The organism is Lysinibacillus pakistanensis (assembly GCF_030123245.1).
In the GTDB taxonomy this organism is placed as follows: Bacteria; Bacillota; Bacilli; order Bacillales_A; family Planococcaceae; genus Lysinibacillus; species Lysinibacillus pakistanensis.
On record NZ_CP126101.1, the window covers coordinates 2,996,955 to 3,017,521 of the forward strand.

At 35.1% G+C, this 20,567-nt stretch carries 23 protein-coding genes; 11 read left to right on the top strand and 12 right to left on the bottom strand.

The window, feature by feature from the left end:
• Positions 1-69: 69 nt before the first annotated feature.
• From QNH24_RS14825 to QNH24_RS14845, 5 genes are all read right to left on the bottom strand, one after another.
• Positions 70-1,257: an MFS transporter gene (locus QNH24_RS14825; RefSeq protein WP_283868343.1), complete on the bottom strand. Its 1,188-nt coding sequence runs from the start codon at positions 1,255-1,257 to the stop codon at positions 70-72.
• Between the two features lie 259 nt (positions 1,258-1,516).
• Positions 1,517-2,383 carry a metal ABC transporter permease gene (locus QNH24_RS14830; RefSeq protein ID WP_283868344.1) on the bottom strand — a complete coding sequence of 289 codons (867 nt, stop codon included), beginning with the start codon at positions 2,381-2,383 and terminating at the stop codon, positions 1,517-1,519.
• Positions 2,380-3,252, bottom strand: a complete 873-nt coding sequence (locus QNH24_RS14835) for a metal ABC transporter permease (protein WP_283868345.1) — start codon at positions 3,250-3,252, stop codon at positions 2,380-2,382. The genes QNH24_RS14830 and QNH24_RS14835 overlap by 4 nt, the downstream gene beginning before the upstream one ends.
• A gap of 12 nt (positions 3,253-3,264) precedes the next feature.
• A complete protein-coding gene (locus QNH24_RS14840) occupies positions 3,265-3,993 on the bottom strand; it encodes a metal ABC transporter ATP-binding protein (protein WP_283868346.1) in 729 nt (242 codons plus the stop codon).
• 9 nt (positions 3,994-4,002) lie between these two features.
• Entirely contained in the window at positions 4,003-4,920 is a 918-nt protein-coding gene (locus QNH24_RS14845; RefSeq protein WP_283868347.1) for a metal ABC transporter solute-binding protein, Zn/Mn family, read from the bottom strand.
• 582 nt (positions 4,921-5,502) lie between these two features.
• On the opposite strand from QNH24_RS14845, the gene QNH24_RS14850 reads away from it, so the two are divergent.
• Positions 5,503-6,219, top strand: coding sequence for a transposase (locus QNH24_RS14850; RefSeq protein WP_283868348.1), 717 nt, complete (start codon positions 5,503-5,505; stop codon positions 6,217-6,219).
• A 101-nt stretch (positions 6,220-6,320) separates the two neighbouring features.
• Here QNH24_RS14850 and QNH24_RS14855 read toward each other — a convergent pair whose 3' ends face one another.
• Complete coding sequence (locus tag QNH24_RS14855) at positions 6,321-6,545, bottom strand: hypothetical protein (protein ID WP_283868349.1); 225 nt, start codon at positions 6,543-6,545, stop codon at positions 6,321-6,323.
• 53 nt (positions 6,546-6,598) lie between these two features.
• Positions 6,599-6,874: a hypothetical protein gene (locus QNH24_RS14860; protein WP_283868350.1), complete on the bottom strand. Its 276-nt coding sequence runs from the start codon at positions 6,872-6,874 to the stop codon at positions 6,599-6,601.
• Positions 6,875-7,150: 276 nt separating this feature from the next.
• Here QNH24_RS14860 and QNH24_RS14865 point away from each other — a divergent pair, with 276 nt between their 5' ends.
• The 5 genes from QNH24_RS14865 (at position 7,151) to QNH24_RS14885 (ending at position 10,818) form a co-directional block, all read left to right on the top strand.
• Positions 7,151-7,702, top strand: coding sequence for a phospholipase A2 family protein (locus tag QNH24_RS14865; protein WP_283868351.1), 552 nt, complete (start codon positions 7,151-7,153; stop codon positions 7,700-7,702).
• 18 nt (positions 7,703-7,720) lie between these two features.
• A complete protein-coding gene (locus QNH24_RS14870; protein WP_283868352.1) occupies positions 7,721-7,972 on the top strand; it encodes a hypothetical protein in 252 nt (83 codons plus the stop codon).
• 861 nt (positions 7,973-8,833) lie between these two features.
• Positions 8,834-9,367, top strand: coding sequence for a hypothetical protein (locus QNH24_RS14875; RefSeq protein ID WP_283868353.1), 534 nt, complete (start codon positions 8,834-8,836; stop codon positions 9,365-9,367).
• Positions 9,368-9,888: 521 nt separating this feature from the next.
• Positions 9,889-10,590: a hypothetical protein gene (locus QNH24_RS14880; RefSeq protein ID WP_283868354.1), complete on the top strand. Its 702-nt coding sequence runs from the start codon at positions 9,889-9,891 to the stop codon at positions 10,588-10,590.
• Between the two features lie 69 nt (positions 10,591-10,659).
• Positions 10,660-10,818: a hypothetical protein gene (locus tag QNH24_RS14885; protein ID WP_283868355.1), complete on the top strand. Its 159-nt coding sequence runs from the start codon at positions 10,660-10,662 to the stop codon at positions 10,816-10,818.
• A gap of 133 nt (positions 10,819-10,951) precedes the next feature.
• On the opposite strand, the gene QNH24_RS14890 is transcribed toward QNH24_RS14885, so the two are convergent.
• Both QNH24_RS14890 and QNH24_RS14895 read right to left on the bottom strand, forming a co-directional pair.
• Positions 10,952-12,331, bottom strand: coding sequence for an IS1182 family transposase (locus QNH24_RS14890; protein WP_283868356.1), 1,380 nt, complete (start codon positions 12,329-12,331; stop codon positions 10,952-10,954).
• Between the two features lie 447 nt (positions 12,332-12,778).
• Complete coding sequence (locus QNH24_RS14895) at positions 12,779-13,759, bottom strand: bile acid:sodium symporter family protein (protein WP_283868357.1); 981 nt, start codon at positions 13,757-13,759, stop codon at positions 12,779-12,781.
• 141 nt (positions 13,760-13,900) lie between these two features.
• On the opposite strand from QNH24_RS14895, the gene QNH24_RS14900 reads away from it, so the two are divergent.
• Positions 13,901-14,926, top strand: a complete 1,026-nt coding sequence (locus tag QNH24_RS14900) for an S-layer homology domain-containing protein (protein WP_283868358.1) — start codon at positions 13,901-13,903, stop codon at positions 14,924-14,926.
• A 55-nt stretch (positions 14,927-14,981) separates the two neighbouring features.
• On the opposite strand, the gene QNH24_RS14905 is transcribed toward QNH24_RS14900, so the two are convergent.
• Positions 14,982-15,866 carry a LysR family transcriptional regulator gene (locus tag QNH24_RS14905; protein WP_283868359.1) on the bottom strand — a complete coding sequence of 295 codons (885 nt, stop codon included), beginning with the start codon at positions 15,864-15,866 and terminating at the stop codon, positions 14,982-14,984.
• Positions 15,867-15,979: 113 nt separating this feature from the next.
• Between QNH24_RS14905 and QNH24_RS14910 the strand changes: the two genes are divergently transcribed.
• Positions 15,980-16,531, top strand: coding sequence for a flavodoxin family protein (locus QNH24_RS14910; RefSeq protein WP_283868360.1), 552 nt, complete (start codon positions 15,980-15,982; stop codon positions 16,529-16,531).
• Positions 16,532-16,625: 94 nt separating this feature from the next.
• Here the strand turns inward: QNH24_RS14910 and QNH24_RS14915 are convergent, their stop codons facing one another.
• A complete protein-coding gene (locus QNH24_RS14915) occupies positions 16,626-18,080 on the bottom strand; it encodes an alpha/beta hydrolase family protein (RefSeq protein WP_283868361.1) in 1,455 nt (484 codons plus the stop codon).
• Between the two features lie 236 nt (positions 18,081-18,316).
• The gene (locus QNH24_RS14920; RefSeq protein ID WP_283868362.1) at positions 18,317-18,742 is read right to left on the bottom strand and encodes a pyridoxamine 5'-phosphate oxidase family protein; all 426 of its coding nucleotides are present in this window, start codon (positions 18,740-18,742) and stop codon (positions 18,317-18,319) included.
• 164 nt (positions 18,743-18,906) lie between these two features.
• Here QNH24_RS14920 and QNH24_RS14925 point away from each other — a divergent pair, with 164 nt between their 5' ends.
• The 3 genes from QNH24_RS14925 (at position 18,907) to QNH24_RS14935 (ending at position 20,560) form a co-directional block, all read left to right on the top strand.
• The gene (locus QNH24_RS14925) at positions 18,907-19,533 is read left to right on the top strand and encodes a YczE/YyaS/YitT family protein (RefSeq protein ID WP_283868363.1); all 627 of its coding nucleotides are present in this window, start codon (positions 18,907-18,909) and stop codon (positions 19,531-19,533) included.
• Positions 19,534-19,677: 144 nt separating this feature from the next.
• Positions 19,678-19,965 (top strand): PadR family transcriptional regulator, encoded by a 288-nt coding sequence (locus tag QNH24_RS14930; protein ID WP_283872857.1) that lies wholly within the window; start codon positions 19,678-19,680, stop codon positions 19,963-19,965.
• Positions 19,952-20,560: a DUF2812 domain-containing protein gene (locus QNH24_RS14935; RefSeq protein ID WP_283868364.1), complete on the top strand. Its 609-nt coding sequence runs from the start codon at positions 19,952-19,954 to the stop codon at positions 20,558-20,560. Before QNH24_RS14930 ends, QNH24_RS14935 begins: the two co-directional genes overlap by 14 nt.
• The last annotated feature ends 7 nt before the right edge of the window (positions 20,561-20,567 follow it).

Here is a 20,567-nt window from a genome sequence, read left to right on the forward strand (position 1 = left end):
GGCTCTCTTTGCCTATAAAAATAGAGTCCATTTTGACACAAACTCAAAATGGACTCTTACTATTCTTCACTATTGTACCTGCATCACAACATTTTTTTTCCTTGAATAGAGTAAAAAAGAAATCGTTAGGCTCAAGCTTATAACCCCAAAAACAAGCCCCATCCCACTTAGTCCAATTAAATCAAGCATCATACCTGTTGATAACAGGACAACCTGAAAGATTACAGAATCAATCATATTACGGAAGGAGAAAAATCGACCGTGGAAATCTTTAGGTACTTGCTTTTGAAAAATGACCATAGTAGTTGGGAAAAAGCATCCTACTGAAAATCCAAAAACGCCAAATGTCAGGAGTGCAAAGAATTTTATATCTGATAATAAAAGCATGAGCTCCATTGAACCAATAATAAATGCTAAAGTGAAGAGCAAGGTCCCTATTTTCACTCGTTCTGCTATCATTTTCAAGCCAGCTGCTCCCACCATGAAACCGATGCCTTCAACTGTATATAATAATCCTGAGATAGTCGTTGACTGATGAATTTCGGAAATCTTCATAATGACTAAATTAAAGGAGCCTAAAAATAACGTTGGAATAAGCATTAGGACAAGAGTCATCAAGACGATAGGATGCTCCTTTACCATTGGTAGAACCTCTTTGAAGTTGCCCTTTTCCTTATTCATTAAAGATGGATTTTCTGTTTCATCTAACTGTAGGAAACTCGTAATAATAAACATAATAATATAGACAATAAATGAAATAATATATAACCATTTCAGCTCAAAGAAGCTTAACATAAATCCTGCGGCAGCAGTACCAATAATTCTCGAAATTGTCCGAGCATTCATTTGCCATGCATTTAAGGCCATTAAATCTTTATCCTTAACAATCATCGGAATAATTGATTGAAGGGCAGGCATATAAAAGGCTGCCGCAATTTGCAAGGTAATTAAAAAAAGAATCATCCAAATTACCGAATTTGTGTAGAGTGCTATAAACATAAAAAGGACACTAATGATTCGTGCAACACTTGCCTGCTGTACAACGGTTTTCTTCCTCGATCGATCAATAATGCGTCCAGCCAATGGACCAACTACTAAACCTGCTAATATACCACAAGAAATAATTAAAGATTTGTGAAAATCCGAAGGTACAACCTCTTGCATAAAAGCGAGATTTCCAATGATGCCTGCCCACAGGCCAAGACCGACGACAAATTCACCTAGTAAAATAATCCATACATTCCGATTGCGCCACATGCTGTATCTCCCCTGTTGTTCTATATTCGATTCAATTAATATCACTCATCTTAACAAAATGAAAATAGTTCGTATATAGAAATATATAAATTTTTAAATATTTTAATTCTAAAAAACGGGGCTGGCTAACCTAAAGTCAATTTTCTACGTAATGGATCTAGCCTCATGTAAACTAAATGTAAGCTGAATAAAATGAGAATAAAAGAAAAATAGTAAAAGGAATCGAGAATGATTGCTCGATTCCTTTAATATGATTCTTTTATACTTCTAATTTACTTACAAGCGCTTTTCTACGTTGATCGATGATTTTTTGACTGATTAATGTTATCACAAATAGAACACCTACTATAGTCGCCATCATCCCTGCAATGGACGTATCCCAAAACTTTGCCAAATAATAGCCTATAACTGCTGCGGCAGCACCAAAAGCCATGCTATATAAAAACATTTGCTTAATTGATTTACTTATTAAATAGGAAGTAGCTGCAGGTCCAATTAGCATAGCAACAACTAAAATAGCACCAACACTATCAAAGGCTGCTACCGTTGTAAAGGAGATTGATGTCATAAACCCATAATGCAGAAACAGTACGGGAACACCAATGGAGGCAGCATATACAGGGTCAAAGGTAGTGAGCTTCATTTCCTTAAAGAATAATAGAAGGAACCCTATGTTAATGAGGAGCACAAGCAATAGCATCCATACAGCCTTTGGCAATGTGATGGAAAGAAATGTCCATCTATCCCAAGGAACAAAAGCTATTTCTCCCATTAATACGTGCTCCACATCTAAATGGACATTACCCGCAAATAAAGTAATGAGGAGCACACCGGCTGCAAACAAGGACGTAAAGACCACACCAATGGCTGCGTCCTCCTGTATACCTGAAGAATGTAGCAATTGCACTAGGTAGGCTGTTAAAATCCCTGCAACCGCTGCACCGACTAGCATCCAAAAACCATTTAATGTTTGGGTAATAATATACGCCATTACAATACCAAACAATACGGTATGGCTAATCGCATCAGCAATCATTGACATTCTACGCAAGATTAGAAAAACCCCTGCAATTCCACAGGTAATACCAACTAAAATGCCAGTTAAAACAACCCAAAATTCTATCATCCTAGCTCACCTTGCTTTCGAAACTGCATTTTTCTACGATATTTACTAATTTGACCAGATGGACTAATGAAATAAGAAAGAAAGAATATAGCAGCCGCTACTAATACAATAATTGGTCCAGTTGATAAGCCGGTGCGCATAGCACTAATAAAGGTTCCCGTAATGCCTGATACCCCACCAATAATGGCACTTAGCATAAGCATGGAACTCAATTTTTTCGTCCATAATTTTGCACTTGCAGCAGGAATAATTAATAATGCTGACATGAGTATAACACCTACTGCCTGTATACCTGTTACGATCGTCATAACAATTAAAACGGTAAGAGTTGCCTTTAATGCTTCAATAGGTAAACCAATACCTTTGGCATACACTGGATCAAAGATTAGTAGCTTCCACTCTTTATAGAGTAGGAGACTGACTAAAATAATAATTGTAGCACTAATAAAAAGCCACATTAAATCTGCCTTTGTCATTGTTGCTGCCTTACCAAAAATAAAATTGTTCAGCCCACTTTGATTACCTAAAGGGCTGCGATTAACTACCGTTAAAAAGACAACGCCAATACCAAAAAATACAGTTAATACTAAGCCTATTGCTGCATCTGCCTTCAATTTTGAAAAAGAAACAATCCACTGTATACAATACACGGATAAAGCAGATGTGATTCCTGCACCAAGCATTAAGATTGGTAATTCCTTTTGTCCAGTTAACAAAAATGCGAGTGCAATCCCTGGTAGAGCTGCATGTGCCGCAGCATCGCCAACTAAGCTTTGTTTTTGTAAGAAGGAAAAAGTGCCCGTTATACCAGCTGCTATCCCGAGTAGCATGGTTCCACTAAGTACCCACAATAAGTTACCACTTAACATATTGTCCCCTCCTTACACATTCTGCATCATGAAAAGTTTACCACCATATGTTTTTTGTAATTGCGCTGGTGTAAAAACTTCTTCCGTTGCACCGGATGCTAAAATCGTTTTATTTAAAAGAATTGTATAATCAAAATAGTCTTTAACTGTTTGTAAGTCATGATGGACGACAAAAATACTTTTACCCTGTGCCTTTAAATCTTTTAAAATATCAATTATCGTTTTTTCCGTTGCGGCATCGACTCCAGCAAATGGTTCATCTAAAAAATAGATATCTGCGTTTTGGGCAAGTGCTCGTGCTAAAAATACCCGCTGCTGCTGTCCACCAGAAAGTTGACCAATGGAACGATCAGCGAAGTCCTCCATCCCTACACTTGCAAGAGCTTGCTGCGCCAAAATTTTATCCTTTTTAGATGGTCTTCTAAATAATCCCGTATGACCATAACGTCCCATCAGCACAATATCCAGTGCATTTGTAGGGAAATCCCAATCTACTGCATTGCGCTGAGGAACATAGCCAACCACTAAGCTTTTCGGCTCAAAAACCTTACCGAGTATCTCAACTCTCCCTACCTTATTTGGTAGTTGATTTAAGATTGCCTTTAAAAAGGTTGACTTTCCCGCTCCATTCGGACCAATAATTGCAGACAAATGGCCAGTTGGAACTGAAACACTAGCATTTTCTAAAACTGTTTTTTTATCATAAGCTACTGAAAGATTTTCTACTGTTAATGCATACATATTCTTCACCTACTTTAATGCATCGACAATTGTGTCGATGTTATGTTGATACATACCGATATATGTACCTTCCTTTGTTCCTTCTGCCCCCATTGCATCTGAGAATAATTCTCCTCCAATAACAATGTCGTGCCCTTTTTCCTTTGCCCCTTCAATTACTGCTTTCATGGCTTTATCGGAGACACTTGATTCGATAAAAATGGCTTTAATTTTATTGGCTACTAAAAAATTCACCATTTCCTGTACATCCTTTACACCATATTCGGAATCAGTGCTTAGTCCCTGCAAACCTAGCACATCAAATCCCTGGCTTCTTCCAAAATAATTAAAAGCATCATGTGCTGTTACTAAAATACGTTGTTTTTCCGGAATTTCATTTACTCTATTCTTTGCATACACTTGTAATTCATCAAGTTGTTTTAAATACTCTTTCTCATTTGCTACAAAATCATCTTTAAATTCTGGATATTCCTCCTGAAGCTTAGTGCCAATCGCCTGAACGACTCCCTTCCAAAGCTCGATATCAAACCAAATATGAGGATCATGTAACATAGCATCATCATCACTTGCTAGTAAATCCGACTTATTTAATGTTTCTCCAACGGCAAGTACAGATTTGCTTTTTGACATCTGCTCAAAAATATCCAACATTTGTCCCTCTAAATGTAAGCCATTATAAAAAATAACTTCTGCCTTATCCAGTTTCGATAAATCACTTTGCGTTGCTTTGTATAAATGTGGATCAACACCCGGTCCCATTAATGCTGAAACCTGTAAGTGACCCCCACTGATTGCTTTAATGGCATCCGCAATTTGCCCGGTTGTTGCAACAACGACCCCTTCCCTATCCTCTTTAGTTGTATCAGTAGAACAACCAAAAAGTAGAAGTGAGAGTGAAAAAACAACTACACCCAAAAAACGTTTCATGTATAAATACCTCTTCTTTCTTTATATTCAGACATGATGATCCTTGCTATAGATTATTTGAAGCGGACATTAACTTGTTTCCACTACTTCGTTATGTCCGCTTAAGCAGCTGCTGTCATATAGTAGTATCATCGATGCCTTATTTATAATAATTTTCTTATAAGCCGACGCCAGCCTATCCAGAAAACAATTATCATTATTCCCGCTCCAACAGACTCTGTTAGTTCCCATAAAAGTGTAAGAATTAGTAAAATGCTCAACGGAAGGATCGTTAGCTTTAAATCATCTAACTCTTTCATTCAGTCACTCTTCTTTCTCGAACGATATTTTGTTTCCCTTAGGAAAAATATATGCTTAATATAAAAAAAATTCAACTCTTTTATGAAAATTTTTTTAAAAAATTTTTTTTCGCTAGGATAAATAACTTAGACTAGGTGAATGTCCAACACAAAAACACCACTATTTTTTTACCAAAATAGTGGTGTTTCATTCTGTTGAAAAACAAAATCGTCTATAGACAAAATGTGAACATTCCAATAAAATTCTCTCATTAATGAAATAAGTGAAGTGAGGGGATTTTTTATGTACGTTACATACTCCAGAAGAGAGATTGAAGAGAATCGAAAGTTCTACGAGATGATGTACGACCCCTCGCATCAGTTAGTGAAGATGGATCAAGTGATGGACTGGAATTTTGTATCGAAACAATTGGAAGTTTTTTATCCATACAGTATTGGTCGCCCAACAAAAGATCCGATCATGTTGGTGAAAATCTTATTGATTCAGTATTTAGAAGGCTTTCGTTCAGTTCGTTTTACGTGTAAGCAAGTGAAGCAACACGCAACGTATCGCTGGTTTTTAGGCATTTCTCCTACAGAAAAAATTCCAGATCACTCAACCATCTCTAAGTTTCTTTCGCAACGTCTGCAGGGTGTGGCGTTTTGGGAGGAACTTTTTCAACATTGTCTTCTTTCCATTCACGATGAAGGATTTATTGCGAACGAAACATGGGTGGCAGATGAAACGGAATTAAAAGCGAATGCCAATAAACGGGTGCGTAACGTACAGATTGAAGAGAAAATCATAGAAGAAAAAGAGGATGATTTAACGCTTATTAATGAACACCGTGCGCGTCATGGGAAGAAACTTCTTATGACAAAAGAGCCAAAGGTAGAAGAAAAGCGAACAAATATACTATGTATCGTTCTAACAGTTAAAAACAGTCATTTCACGACAAGCTGCATCGTATGTACGAGATACGATAAGGCGATTAATAAAGTGCTACCAACACTTTATTAGTCACTGTGGGATGGCTTTTTTACGTTCGGTTTAGTTATTCCTACCATACGCTAAAGTTAGTAACTTGTAAATATATTCTATGACTATTAGTTTCTATTAGTTTATTTAATAGAACCATGACGCTTAAAAAATTCTAGCAGCGCAACCTCTACTAGCTGCGACTTTTTGATGTTCAATTCATCTGCGACACGATCTACTTCTGCCACTAACTCCTCTGAAATATAATACGTTTTATTCTTCCTACTTCGCGTATTTAACTTTGCAATCTCATTGAAAATTGGTAACTGGTCATGTGGATCCTCTTGTTGAATTCGCTCTTGAATCATCTTTTTTAACACGTGAAACTCAGTGTCTGACAGGCCAATGGCATTCAAAACTTCTATATTTCGCTGACTATTAGTTTTTTATTCACTTTAGGAGTTTGCTTAGATGTTGCTGCTTTTAACTGTTCCAATGCTTCATTAAACGTCATGTCCTTATCAGGATAATTGATGTCACGCTGCCATTCATGTTGTGATTTATTATAAAAGTATCCTAATGAATTAAATACTTCTCGTATTGTCGTATCACGTGTACTTAGAATTTTCCTAAGTTCTTTTAATGGTATTTTACTGGCAATCAGATCTGTAACTTTGTTATCTTTTGTCAGCTTCACTATACTATTCACTCCCTTAATAGTTTCTAATATATTAGTTTATATTAGCTGACTAATAACTTTATTTGTAGAAAAAAATTAATCCATTGAAATAGCGCATCTTCTCTCTTTATGCAGAATGGGGAAAAATGCGCTTTGAGTATTGCCAACTTTCAGCTAATGTAACACCAGAAAATTTCAAATAATCAGTTAATTACATAAAAGTATAAAATCATGGTTAAATAGTATAATATTGGTATTAATACCTAATAAAGTGTTAGAAGGGAGTAAAGTTAGATGAAAAAATTTTTTTCATTATTTGTTGCAATGTTAATTTTAATTTCTTCAGTTTTTTTGGGGGGAGATACAAAAGCTTTTGCAACAACAGGGGAAGAGTCATCTTTGACAGATGAAGAACTTTTAAATGCTGATGAACAGTTAGGGGCTTATATTTATTATGAAGATGGAAAACCGTTTATTGATATTGAAAAAGTAGAAACAGATGGTTTAACAGAGGAATATATGGAAATTGGTCTTATGGTGAATCAGATTAGTAGTAGTTACTCTAATAATGATCAAACAAACACTATGGCAGCTAAAATAAGTATACCTATTTGGGGGAATTGGTGTGGTCCTGGATATGGTTCTGGTACTCCACAAGATGTACTAGATAGAGGTTGTCAGATACATGATAAGTGTTATGAGGATGAAGGTTATTTTACCTGTTCTTGTGATTGGGCACTTGTTGCTTATATAGAAAATAATTTTCATAGAATGGGACTTAAAGAAAAAATTGCTGCTACTGCACTAAAAACATATTTTAATAACACCTTATGTAACCCGTTCTAATAGCAAGGGAGGACATGTATGGTTAAATTTATTAAGGTTTCAGCTGTAAGTACGATAATTATTTCTTTATTACTTTGGGTACCTAATATTGTGTTTCAAAAAGCATCATTTTTATGGATTTTCACGTTTGTTTTTTCCGGGATTGGTATTCTCTTATCCGTGAGTGTTAAATCTAAAATTTTGATTATAGGGAACACCATAACATTCTTTAGTTTTTTTATAGTAATGTTTTTAGGTTATATTTTAGATTTTTTAATAAACCAGATGTAATGATAGTGATTATATCCTTGAAAATTATACAATTCCATACATTTTAGGTTTACATAACTACATTTACGACGCCAAATAACGTTTCAAAAAAATCGCCTGTTTTTTAGGCGGTTTTTTTGCTATCCTACTGTCAAAAATCATCTTAAACGCTATCAGAAGCTTAAAAGAGGCGTTTTATTTTTTATCCCTTAGTTAAGGCCCTTTTATAATTCTTTAAAACCGTTTAAAAGTATTAAAGCCCTTTATGGGGTCTCGTCAGATTTATGCAGATTTACAACGTTAAGAGATATACACGATTTTATGCAAAGTAAAGAACAAACCAAACAAGTAAAAACACTGCTACATCAACGTTTACGCCACATGTATAAAAAGGTGTATAAACAATGTTCATACAAAAAGCCACGAAACGTTGATGGTACAACATTTGTGGCTTTTTCGTGTGTTTCCAAACTTTCATTTGGGAACGTTTTTTATTTGAAATTTATATTATATTTACTAAAAAAACAGCGATATTCTATCAGCCTTCTACAGTTGGCTAGAAGAAAGGGAATAAATAAAAAAGAGTAAGAGTAGCAACTTCTAATCCATTTTAATTTTCTTATACTTTGTGAAATACATTATAGAAAAAAATATAATCCAAAAAATAATTATTAAATACACAAGAGCAGTGAGAGGTTCGGTAAACGGATTAACATTATTTTGATAATCTTTAATAATTAGAATAGCTAACACCAAAATTGAACTCCAAAACATAATCATCAAATATAATTTCATAAGATTCTAGCCTCCTTTCCATTTACATTTTTTCATTAATAATGTTAATTATGGATATATCGTAAAAAAGGACTGGGGGAAAAGTATATGACTGTTAAAACTAGTAACTATTTAAAATTTTTAACTTCTTTCGTTACCATCTTTTTATTAAGTGTAATTTATTTTTCGGAAAATTCCAACGCTGAAGAAAATTCCTATGTTGAAGAAAATATTACTCATACAGTAATTGAAGTTGATTTGGATAATAACTTAAGTTTAAATTCTTTGAATGATACCCTTATTGAACCATTTAATGGTTACACAGAAATTGAAGTAGATAAGCCTATTAAACATCAGGGCTATTTAAGTAATACAATTTTAAACCAAATGAAAGATAGACAAAGCCTACAGATGGCTATTCTTGATATAATTGAAGCTGCTGCAATACCTACAGGCGGGGGTGTCTCAATAGCAGTTGCCAAAGCATTTAACCATGGGCCTACAAAACTAGCAGAAGCAGCTCTTACAGGTGACCATGCTTATGTAGTAACTGTATATGCAAGTGGTGTTGCGCCAAGTTTATCAGTAATTACTTATATTTATTACACAAAACAAACATTAAGATTTGTATATAAACCATAAAAAGAGTAGGCACATAAATTTATGTGCCTACTCTTTTTCAAGCCCTCAGCTCTTGGTACGACCGAGATATGAAGAGCACTAACTCGACATATTCTACGTTGAAGTTAATATACAAACATCCCCAAAGCGTCGTTTGGGGACTTTTCTTTGCTCAACCTTATACATCCACATACATTTTGACTTTACATAACATCAGAATTAGGCAGTAATGACAACGGATAAACCCTTGTCGTTACTACCTTTTCCATTACAAAACAACTTATTGTATATACAAGATTTTATACATGGTTGATTTGACAGCCTTTTTCGATAGGAACAACAGTTACAGAGTGTATAAAACCTTGCATAAGAATCCCGATTTCACTTCGTAAAATCCAATAAGACAGAATATAGGGAATTTTCAATAATTCATCCAAATGCTTCCATATTCTTAAGTTTAATGATATCTTATATATATTGGTAAAATAGTTTTGTAATACCATTTTTACCAATATATAATTTGTAGAAAGAGGAGAAAAATATTGATTCATACTAGTTTATTCAAAAAATTATTCACAACATTTAGCTGTTCTGCATTATTAATTGGTGGAATAACTATGTCAGCTACTTCTGCTCAAGCAATTGAACTAACAAATGAAGAAGAAGTATATTTAAATGAATTAGGATTTAATAAAGATAGTGAGTTTTATAAATTAATGCATGCAATTGAGCAACTACCAGCTGAAAAGCAAAGTGCTGAAGAAGTCGCAGAATGGTTATCAAACCATTCTGGTTTAACAATCACAGCTGAAGGCGAATATTTAAACTTCGGTTCTACATTTGGTGGAAATGAAGTTCAAATTTCAGCTTACTCGTTTTCATTTACAGATATAGCTGGATGTATTGGAGCTCTTGGAGGTCTTATCCCTGTAACAAAAATCCTTAAAGTTCACAAATTATTGGACACTCTTGGTGGTGCCACGAAAGTAATGCAACAAGTTCTTACAAATTATAAATATTATCGTAAAGACAAAAACTATAGCCAAAAAGAAGCTCTAGGCCAAGCTCTAGAAGATTTTTCTGTTGCTAGTAAGTTATCTGCCGGATCAAAACAATTATTTATGGATTTCTTTAGTATAAGTGCTATCATAGGAGCTTGCGGATCTTTATTTTCATACGAAAATAATAAATATGACGATGAAAAATACTTCTTTAATGAAAATGCTTTGAAGAATTTAGCTTAACATGACGTGGTTAAAAGTGGAAATTTATTAATTCCACTTTTTTATTTAAGAAAAATAGGAGTTTAACAAATGCGTAGTTACTTATTTTACTTTTTATTACTACTAATAATTCTCATATCAATGGTGAATACTTGGGGCGAAGGCAAGAAAACTATTATGTATGGAATTGCAGTTATTAGTATTGTTAGCTTAATAATTATAAAATCAACAGAAAAGAATAAAAAATAAAAATTTCAAACATACAGATTTTAACAAAAATAAAAGAACCCACTAATAAGTGGGTTCATAGTGTTGAAATAAGATTATGTCAATGAAAATGCCACAAATTTTTTATGGTATTTTTATGATTCTATTTGTTTTTTTAAACAGATTCTTCTATAATTTCATGTGTTAGGTGTAGACCAATTTGCTTGAGTGAGCGGAGTTTGGTCCACTTTTTCAAGTTTTGTATGATGGCTGTCATCAAAACTTGTCTTTTTACTTTTTGGACTCCACGGTAACGCGCATAGCGTAAACCGTGGAGTTCTTTACTATGTGCGAAGCTAAGTTCGACAGTGGCTGGACGTACAGAACGAAGGATTTTCCCCCGATACGACAAGCGTTGCCCTCGTAATTGATTATAAATTTCTTGGTGAATCGAAATTCGTAACACACGGTCTTCGTTTTCCCTTTTTACAAAAGGGCAGAATTGACAACTTCCTTTTGGTGGTTTGAATTCGTGATAGCCCTGTCGATTCGTTGTTTTATAATAAAATGGTACACCACATGGACAGGCATAGAGATTCTCATTCACCTGTTTAAACTGATAACGGCGACAATTCGGGTGGTCCTTCGTTGCGAATCGTCGATAAGACATATAAACGAAGAATTTCCTTTCAAACAATCTTCGGGCAAGAGGGGCATTGTAGTAACCTGAGTCGAGCGCTATTTCCTTCGCGTATTGCCCAAATAATTGCTTTAATTGATCCACTTGTCCTACTAATTTACGATGCCCTGGTACATTCGCAGCTGTGACATCTGTCGCAATGATAAAGTTATGTAACGAATCCACAATACGGTGCTCAAAATACGCAAAGCGCCCACGTTCATCATGTTTAACAGACAAACGTGCTTCCGGATCCACAGGGCTACTATTTGTTCGCTTTTCTTCTACCTTTGGCTCTTTTGTCATAAGAAGTTTCTTCCCATGACGCGCACGGTGTTCATTAATAAGCGTTAAATCATCCTCTTTTTCTTCTATGATTTTCTCTTCAATCTGTACGTTACGCACCCGTTTATTGGCATTCGCTTTTAATTCCGTTTCATCTGCCACCCATGTTTCGTTCGCAATAAATCCTTCATCGTGAATGGAAAGAAGACAATGTTGAAAAAGTTCCTCCCAAAACGCCACACCCTGCAGACGTTGCGAAAGAAACTTAGAGATGGTTGAGTGATCTGGAATTTTTTCTGTAGGAGAAATGCCTAAAAACCAGCGATACGTTGCGTGTTGCTTCACTTGCTTACACGTAAAACGAACTGAACGAAAGCCTTCTAAATACTGAATCAATAAGATTTTCACCAACATGATCGGATCTTTTGTTGGGCGACCAATACTGTATGGATAAAAAACTTCCAATTGTTTCGATACAAAATTCCAGTCCATCACTTGATCCATCTTCACTAACTGATGCGAGGGGTCGTACATCATCTCGTAGAACTTTCGATTCTCTTCAATCTCTCTTCTGGAGTAAGTAACGTACATAAAAAATCCCCTCACTTCACTTATTTCATTAATGAGAGGATTTTATTGGAATGTTCACATTTTGTCTATAGTCGATTTTGTTTTTCAACAGAATGAAAAGAGTGTTGCAAATGCAACACTCTTACTTTTTACTTTCACGACGCTAAAAAGAATTCATTCATGTTACAGATGAGTCCTTGAAATATTACAAAACATAATCTTCATCATTTTCATCCCATTCACGATTGTTATTCTTAAGCCCCGTCCATAGATACTAACCATATTTTTAAATATCGTGGAATCTGCTCATAACTAACGATAGTTATTCTATTAAGTACAAATAGCCTCCTATCTAGCACAACTATTAGTCAATCCTGCACGTTTTCTCGTCAATTCAGTAACTCCCCATCAAAACAATGATATCCTTATATGTTCGACAAAGAAAGTAAGCGTCAGCATTAATATTCGCTACCCTTCTTGGGATAGCAAGTGTTTTTTGCATTTTGTTCCCCCGTATTTTAATTGATATCTTTCCATGACACGACTAAAGAATGATGCTAACACTTGTTGGAAGAGCATTCCAAATACAACGGGCATAACCGTTTTAGCTGGAAAATAGGTGGTAGCAATCACAACCCCAACAGCAATATTACGCATCCCACCTGTGAAAACAAACATCGTGATTATACTACTATCTTTCCAAAGATAATGTCCTAGTACTAAACATAGGACATATCCCGAAACTGCTAGTAAAAAGACGACCAAAATGATACTAAAAAGCTCCCAACTAATTGTTTTCATATAAGGTGCAATCACGCTACTATTAATCATAACAATGCTAAATAAGCACAATTTCGAAAAAGGGGCTAATTTTTTCCCTAGTGTCACAGCAATTTTCCCTTTCGTTAACTCATTACACACAACACCAGCAAGGGATGGTACAACAATCATCCAAAGTAAATCTAACATCAATCCAGCAGTATCTATTTCAATTGATTGCCCCACAACAATATGTAATAATGCAGGAATGACGATAGGTGATAGAACTGTATCAATTAAAATAATAGCAAGACATAACGCAAGATGCCCTCTACACATGCTCACCCAAATAAAGCTTGTAACCCCTGTTGGAATCGCAACCGCTAAGACAAAGCCAATTGTTAGGAAATGCTCATGAAAGATGATTGTGGATACAATGTAAGTCCAAATTGGCATGAGTATGTGTAGAAAGGCAATGGCTATAAAAATGACTGTTGGATACTTTTTTAAGCTTTTCATCCCTTCTATATTCATACTTAAGCTACCCGCAAATGTCATAAAGGCAAATATCCATGGCACTAAAAATAACAGCTGGTGCCCAATATTTTCAAATAGCACGCCTATGATTAAGCTAAGTGGCGTTAAAATAGGCATCCATTTTTGTAGGTATTGATTGAATCGATGTAGCATTTAAAAGCTCCCCCTCTCATACTGAAATCCCTTGACTCACTGCCTCTTTCAACTTTGAAATTAAGACTAGAAAAATTTGCAGTTTTTATCCATTTCCTGCAAACTATTAGTATATCTAGCTAGAAGGGATGAAAAAGACTAATGAAAAAATTAGTGTATACCTTACTATTTTCACTTCTTGTTATTGCAAGTGGGGACAAGGTACAGGCTGCAGGCTTTAAAGATGTGCCTGAGGATCATTTTGCCTATGATGCTATTTTATGGGCTGAGGAATACGATATTGTAAATGGCTATTCAGATGGCACTTTTAAGCCTAATGAAACGATTACTGAGCAACAATTCGCCAAATTATTGTCTAATTTTTATGAACTAGAAATACCCTATGATGAATTAAAAAAACAAACCCCTACTGCCAACTGGTCAGATGAATATTACAACCGTCTGGCAAGCTATGGTGTGCCATTAAACGGCTATTTAGATAATAATATTCGGGCAGCTTCCATCAAGCGGGGCGTGGTTGCTCAAGCGATTACACATTTGGCTAAAGGCAAAAGTGGATTAGATCAATCCATCCAGTTTTTACTTGATTATTACATTTCTACTGGTCAAAATCCACAGTATGAAAATCGTAATTTACAAAAGTTTTTCGGCGTAACAAATAAATTAACACGTGCTCAAGTCGTGATAATACTTCATCGAATGGATGAAAGAAATTTTTATGAAATTTCTCAGGATGCACAAGCTATTTATGAAAATACTAGTAATGCTTCGTTAAATGTACGTGCTAAAAACGGTCAAAATCAGCTTGATCCAACAATGCGTCTTACAACACCTACGAAAAGCGCCTGGGAAGGTACCTATTTCTATAGCTATAAATGGGGAAAAGGTGCGACTGATTTTAACCGCCGTGAAGCCATTATTTCCAATGCAACAAGCAACAGCTTTAATATTTTCATCACTGCGAATGATGGAACTGCTGCCGGAAGTGTCGATGGAACCGCGACAATTACTACAAGTAATAAAGCAGTAATGAACAAATCATCTGCTGGCAATCGCTGTGTTATTGAATTTGAGAGACTTACTAACGCCTTAAAAATAACCGAAGTGGATTGTCGGGCAGCACATGATGAAGACACTAATTTTTCTGGAACTTTAAAAAAGCAGTAACAATAAAAGCAACATTTTTGATCAAGGTGCCTATTTCATACAGGCACCTTTGCTTTTACAATGTTCGATACCAATTCCTTGCAATCTCTATGAAATCACTAAGGTACGGCTGAATATGCTTATCTTTATGCCAAGCAATATCCGTGTAAATAGGCTTGATATTGAACGAAGATTGTAATTCGATGAACTGTCCATCCTCTAGTTCTTTCTCCACTACCATTTTGGGTAAAAATGTAATACCTAATCCTGCCATCACACATTGTTTAATAGCTTCAATACTTGCAAATTCAATAATTTGTAATGGCAGCACCCCCTCTTGCTGTAGTTGTGCTTCTAATTGATTGCGATAAGAGCACCCATTTTCAGTTAGAAGCATTGTCTCTGCTGATAATTGATGCGCTGATAGTGTATGGCTTTTTATGCTAGTTGGGGCACTTACAAAGATTATTTGTTCCTGGATAAGTCGCTCACGATACAACATAGGTGTTTCCTTATAAGCATCAGAAATAAAGGCTACATCGAGATTTCCAGACTGCAATAGATCTTTGGCAATTTCAGTTGTATGGACCGGCTTAAAAATGATTTTTATTTGTGGATAGGCTTTCTGATATTGTTGCAAAATACTTGGAAGACGGTAAACACACTGACTTTCCTGTGCGCCAATTTTTAACACCACTTGTGCTTGTTCATTGGACACTGCCTTTTTCATTTCGCTATTTAACTCCAGCATTTTTTGGGCATACTGTTGTAATCGCTTGCCCTCATCCGTAAGAGTGACACGCTTGCCAAGCCTCTCAAAAAGAATTACCCCGAGCTCCTCTTCAAGTGATTTAATTTGTGCTGTAATACTAGACTGAGCATAATCAAGTAACTGTGCTGTCTGTGTAAAACTTAATGTTTCTGCAGCGGTTAAAAACGTTTGTAGCTGTTTTAAATCCATTATAAACACCCCTAAATCGTTTTTTTCGATATATTTTATCGAAACATTCAGCTTTATCGATAATTAAATTAAGTTTACACTAGTTATAACCTGAAAGATAGAGGAGGATTTTTATGAACATTACTGCTTTTATCGGGAGCTCCAGAATCGCTAGTAATAGTGAACAGCTAGCTGATTATGTATTAGCAGATATTCCACATCAAAAAATAGATTTAAAAAATATAACGATTAAGCCTATTCACGATTTACGTCATGACGACAACGGCTTTCAGTTTGTAGATGATGATTATGATCAAATTATTCAAGCATTTCTTACTAGTGATATTGTGATTTTCGCAACACCAATTTATTGGTACAGCATGTCAGGTATCATGAAAAATATGATAGATCGCTTAAGCCATGCCATTCGTGATGAACGTTTCCCACAGCTCAAGGAAAAGCTTCAGACGACAGAGGCAATCGTCCTTGCCGTTGGTGGCGATGCTCCCAATATTAAGGGACTTCCGATGATTCAGCAATTCCATTATATTTTCGATTTCCTGAAAATGCCTTTTTCCTCCTATATTATCGGAAATGGCAATAAGCCTGGAGAAATCGCAAACGATTCACAGGCTTTAGCCCAAGCAAAAATATTGAATCAGAAGTTAAAAAATCGTGCTTTATAATTTAACAACGACCCTAAAGCAACAGCTTTTAGGTCGTTTTTTCTTCACCCTGTTCACTATATCATCTAATGGAATAATTTAGTCCCATGTTCTATCAATGATGTTTCATATTAGTGTTAAAATAATAAAACTTATCTTCTTTTTCCTCTTTCATTAGTAATGGATCAGGAGCTTTATCTTTCACATAGTGATCAAAGAAAGCCAAAATATACCCATTCATTACTTGATGAAATTGATTAACGTCAATATTCCATGACAACAATGGAGAGAGATAAGGGAAATCCGTAAAGGTATAATGATCTCCTGCTATAAAAGTAAGCATAAAAGTATCTCCCTTTATTCCCTCTTTATAGTGAAAATCTGCAAGATCCTTGATTTTATCATGATATTTTCGAAATTCCTCCAGGGTGATATTCGTGTATTGAATTTCTTCGTCTGATAAGTAAAGATAATCTTCATCTAAAATAAACATAAATGGTTGTTCAAATCCTGAGCTAGCCACTGGTTCATGCAATGGTCCATCTATGTTGATTCCTGCCGAAATTCTGCTATCATCCAACAATGCTTGGGCAGCTGTTGAACCTCCATATGAATGACCAAATATTCCGATTTTGTCCATATCCATCTTTCCAGTAAGCAAGCTTTTAGGGTCATTACCGTTTAACATTGTTAATTGATTTAGTACATAGCTCATATCTTTTGATCTCGTTTTTACATCTTTCTCATCTTCAATATTATATGAATAAGAATATGCGTCTGCTTGATTCGTAACTTCCTGTCCATCTGGGAATTTTGTATAGGCTGCATCATTCGTATGGTCAACGCTGACAACAATATAGCCATGACTTGCCAATTCCTCCATTTGGGAAATACTTTGCATTCTAGTACTACCAAATCCGTGAGAAAATAAAAGAACGGGATATTTATCTTCTTTATTGGATACTGCTATATCTTTTATACTATTAGTTTGACCGTATTTTAAATACTCAAATAGATAACGTGGCACTGAAAAAATAAATTCCAGCGTGCCCGACCATTCTTCGTAAGGAAAGGATTCATATTGAATATCCTTTGAATTATCTTCCAACTCAGCTGGATACCATATTTGTATCATTAATTCCCGAGCTTTTTGTTTCGAGTCATGTCTGGAGTCATCTATTAAATGCCTTGAATTCATACCAACTTCAAAAGGACCTGTAGGCTTTGGAAGTTGAAATACAGGCATGATAGTGACTAAACCAAGGCTACTGAACATATAAATAAGAATAAAAAATATGTATAAAAGCTTTTTGACCTTCCGTTTATTATTCACGCTTACAAGTGTAACTTTTTCTTCGTAAAATGGCTTTATGGTGAAAGCAGTTAAAAGAATAAATAATATATAGGTTAATCCCATTTGCCATCTGTAACCTTCAAACCCCAAATGGACAACCAAAAAAATTAGTGTGATAACATTAATTATCCTTTTTATTTTTGCATCGAATCTAAATAAAAAAGAAAAAAGCCAAATAATATGAACTACAATTAAGATCCCTTCAAACAACCTCAATATTCTCAACTCCTATTCTCTTTTAGTTAAGTTAACTATACTTAACTGTTTTTCGCAAGTGTCTTTATGTAAAATTTTAAGGAATAGATAATTATTTCTTTTTGGATGTTATATATGTGTATTCCCTTTTTCCACTTATATCTTGATTTTCGTTCATTCAACGGTTGAATTCATAAATTTTATTGCTATTTTGATTTAAGGAAATGCTTGGCTTTTAGGCACATAAAAACGACCAATTATTCATGGTCGTTTGTAAATTCTAGCTCTTTTGGAGGCTGCCCTTTTTTATTCATTAAGCGCATGCGAATAGGTTCGATTTTAAGTGTTACCATTTCGTCTTGATTGCCAACAAAAATACTTGTAAAAAATTCTGCTATTTTATTTTTAATGCCTTCCTCGTGTACTTCTGTGAGTTTACCCTCTATTTCAACATACGTATCACCAAAGCCTCCATTTTCGTAGCCATATAATATATGGGTATATGGATTTTTGCGAAGCTCTTCCATTTTCTCAGAATGTTTATTTGTCACCGTATATAACACAAAATCTTCATGTTGAAACGTCATGTAGCGCGAGTAAGGTTTACCATTTTCCACCGTTGCCATTGTTCCTATTTTTTCACGATTCAAAACTTCTAAAATTTCTTCACGTACAGAAGTCATTTCATCCCATCCTTTCTTCTACTTCATCTATTTTGCCCTCTCACGATAAAGATAAACCGTTTTTTTTGAAAAATGTGAAATGACTATCTTCGGACATATTGAAAATCCATTGCTATAATAATTTGATAGACAACAGGAAATTCCGGATGAATGAGGGTTAAAAAATGAAACAAGCTTTTTTTATGCGCTGTTTGTTTTTCATAACAGGCATTATTGTGCTTTCTTTTGGTATTACACTAACTATTAAAGGTCAACTCTTTGGTGTTGGCTCTTGGGATGTACTACACATCGGCTTAACAAAATCAATTGGGTTATCGATTGGCACTTGGTCCATCTTACTAGGACTTGCAATCTTAGCCTTTGATATGGCTATTACGAAAAAATTCCCATTACCAGGGACCTTTATCGATATGTTTTTAGCAGGCATTTTTATCGATATTTTTAACTACTGGCTGCCTGACATCGATGGTTTTTGGATGCAGCTCATTTCCTATCTAACAGGACTAGTCTTATTGGGCTGGGGCTGTGGTATGTATATGGTAGCAAATTTAGGCATTGGCCCTCGGGATACGCTCATGTTACTTATGGTTCATAAACTAGGCTGGAGTGTCACACGCTCCCGAACAACTATGGAAGTAACGGTTGCTGTGATTGGCTTTTTACTAGGTGGTCCCATTGGTATTGGTACTCTACTGATGGCTTTTGGACTCGGACCAATCGTACAATTTGCTTTAACTTTTAATGAAAAATTATTTATGAGATGGACTGGCGTGAAAAGCGCCGTAGTATAAGCTTCAAGACAATGCAAAAAAGTGCATTGTCTTTTTTATTCAGTTGCAATATACAGTTCAACTATATATAATCAAACTATATAGTTAGACTGTATAAGAGGTGAACTTGTGAAAAAACATAAATTACTACCTTTATCTGAAACCATGCATTACATTCTACTCGCCTTACGTGAACCATTACATGGCTATGCAATGATGCAAAAAATCGAGGAAATGAGCGCTGGGAGTGTAAGAATTGCTGCTGGCACTATGTATGGAGCAATTGAAAATCTATTGAAATATCATTGGATTTCTCCTGTCGAGACACAGGACACGAGACGTAAGGTTTACCGAACAACGGCCGAGGGGCTAAAAATATTAGCAGCCGAGCAACAAAGATTACAGCGAATTTTATCTTTATATGAGGGGGCTGATGAAAATGAAAAAGTTTAAAATCTTTTTTGATATCGATAAAGAAGAACAATGGTTAAATGATATGCTGTCCAAAGGATGGGTTTGTACAAAAATAAATTCTACTGGTTTTTATACATTTAAAAATACGACTGATCTTGAGCAGGTTATCCGTATTGATTGTCAGCAAGATCTTCGGAAAGAAGACCGAACAAACTATAAACAGTTATATGAGGATTTTGGATGGCAAGCATTAAAAGAAAAATCATATGATGGTACTTTTTATTGGGTAAAAAGAAAAGATGGTAATGATCAATTATTTTCTGATAATGATTCCCAAATCGCAAAATATAAACGATTAATGAAGCATTCCAGCAATTGGGCGATACTCACTTTTATATGGTTTATGATTTTTTATAACAATGGCAACTTTTCTAAGTTTCTCCATATAAAAGATGCTTATTTTACGCCAGGTTTATGGGATAAAGAAGGTTTTGCTTTCCTTTTTGCTTTTTTATTTGAAACACCCTTTGCCCTTATGCGTTTTATCCCTCCATGGCTATTTTTAGTAGCCTTTGCTATTTACCTAGTCATGTATTTCCGTTATCGTAAATCTATACAGCAGTTTATTCAATAAACAGCAA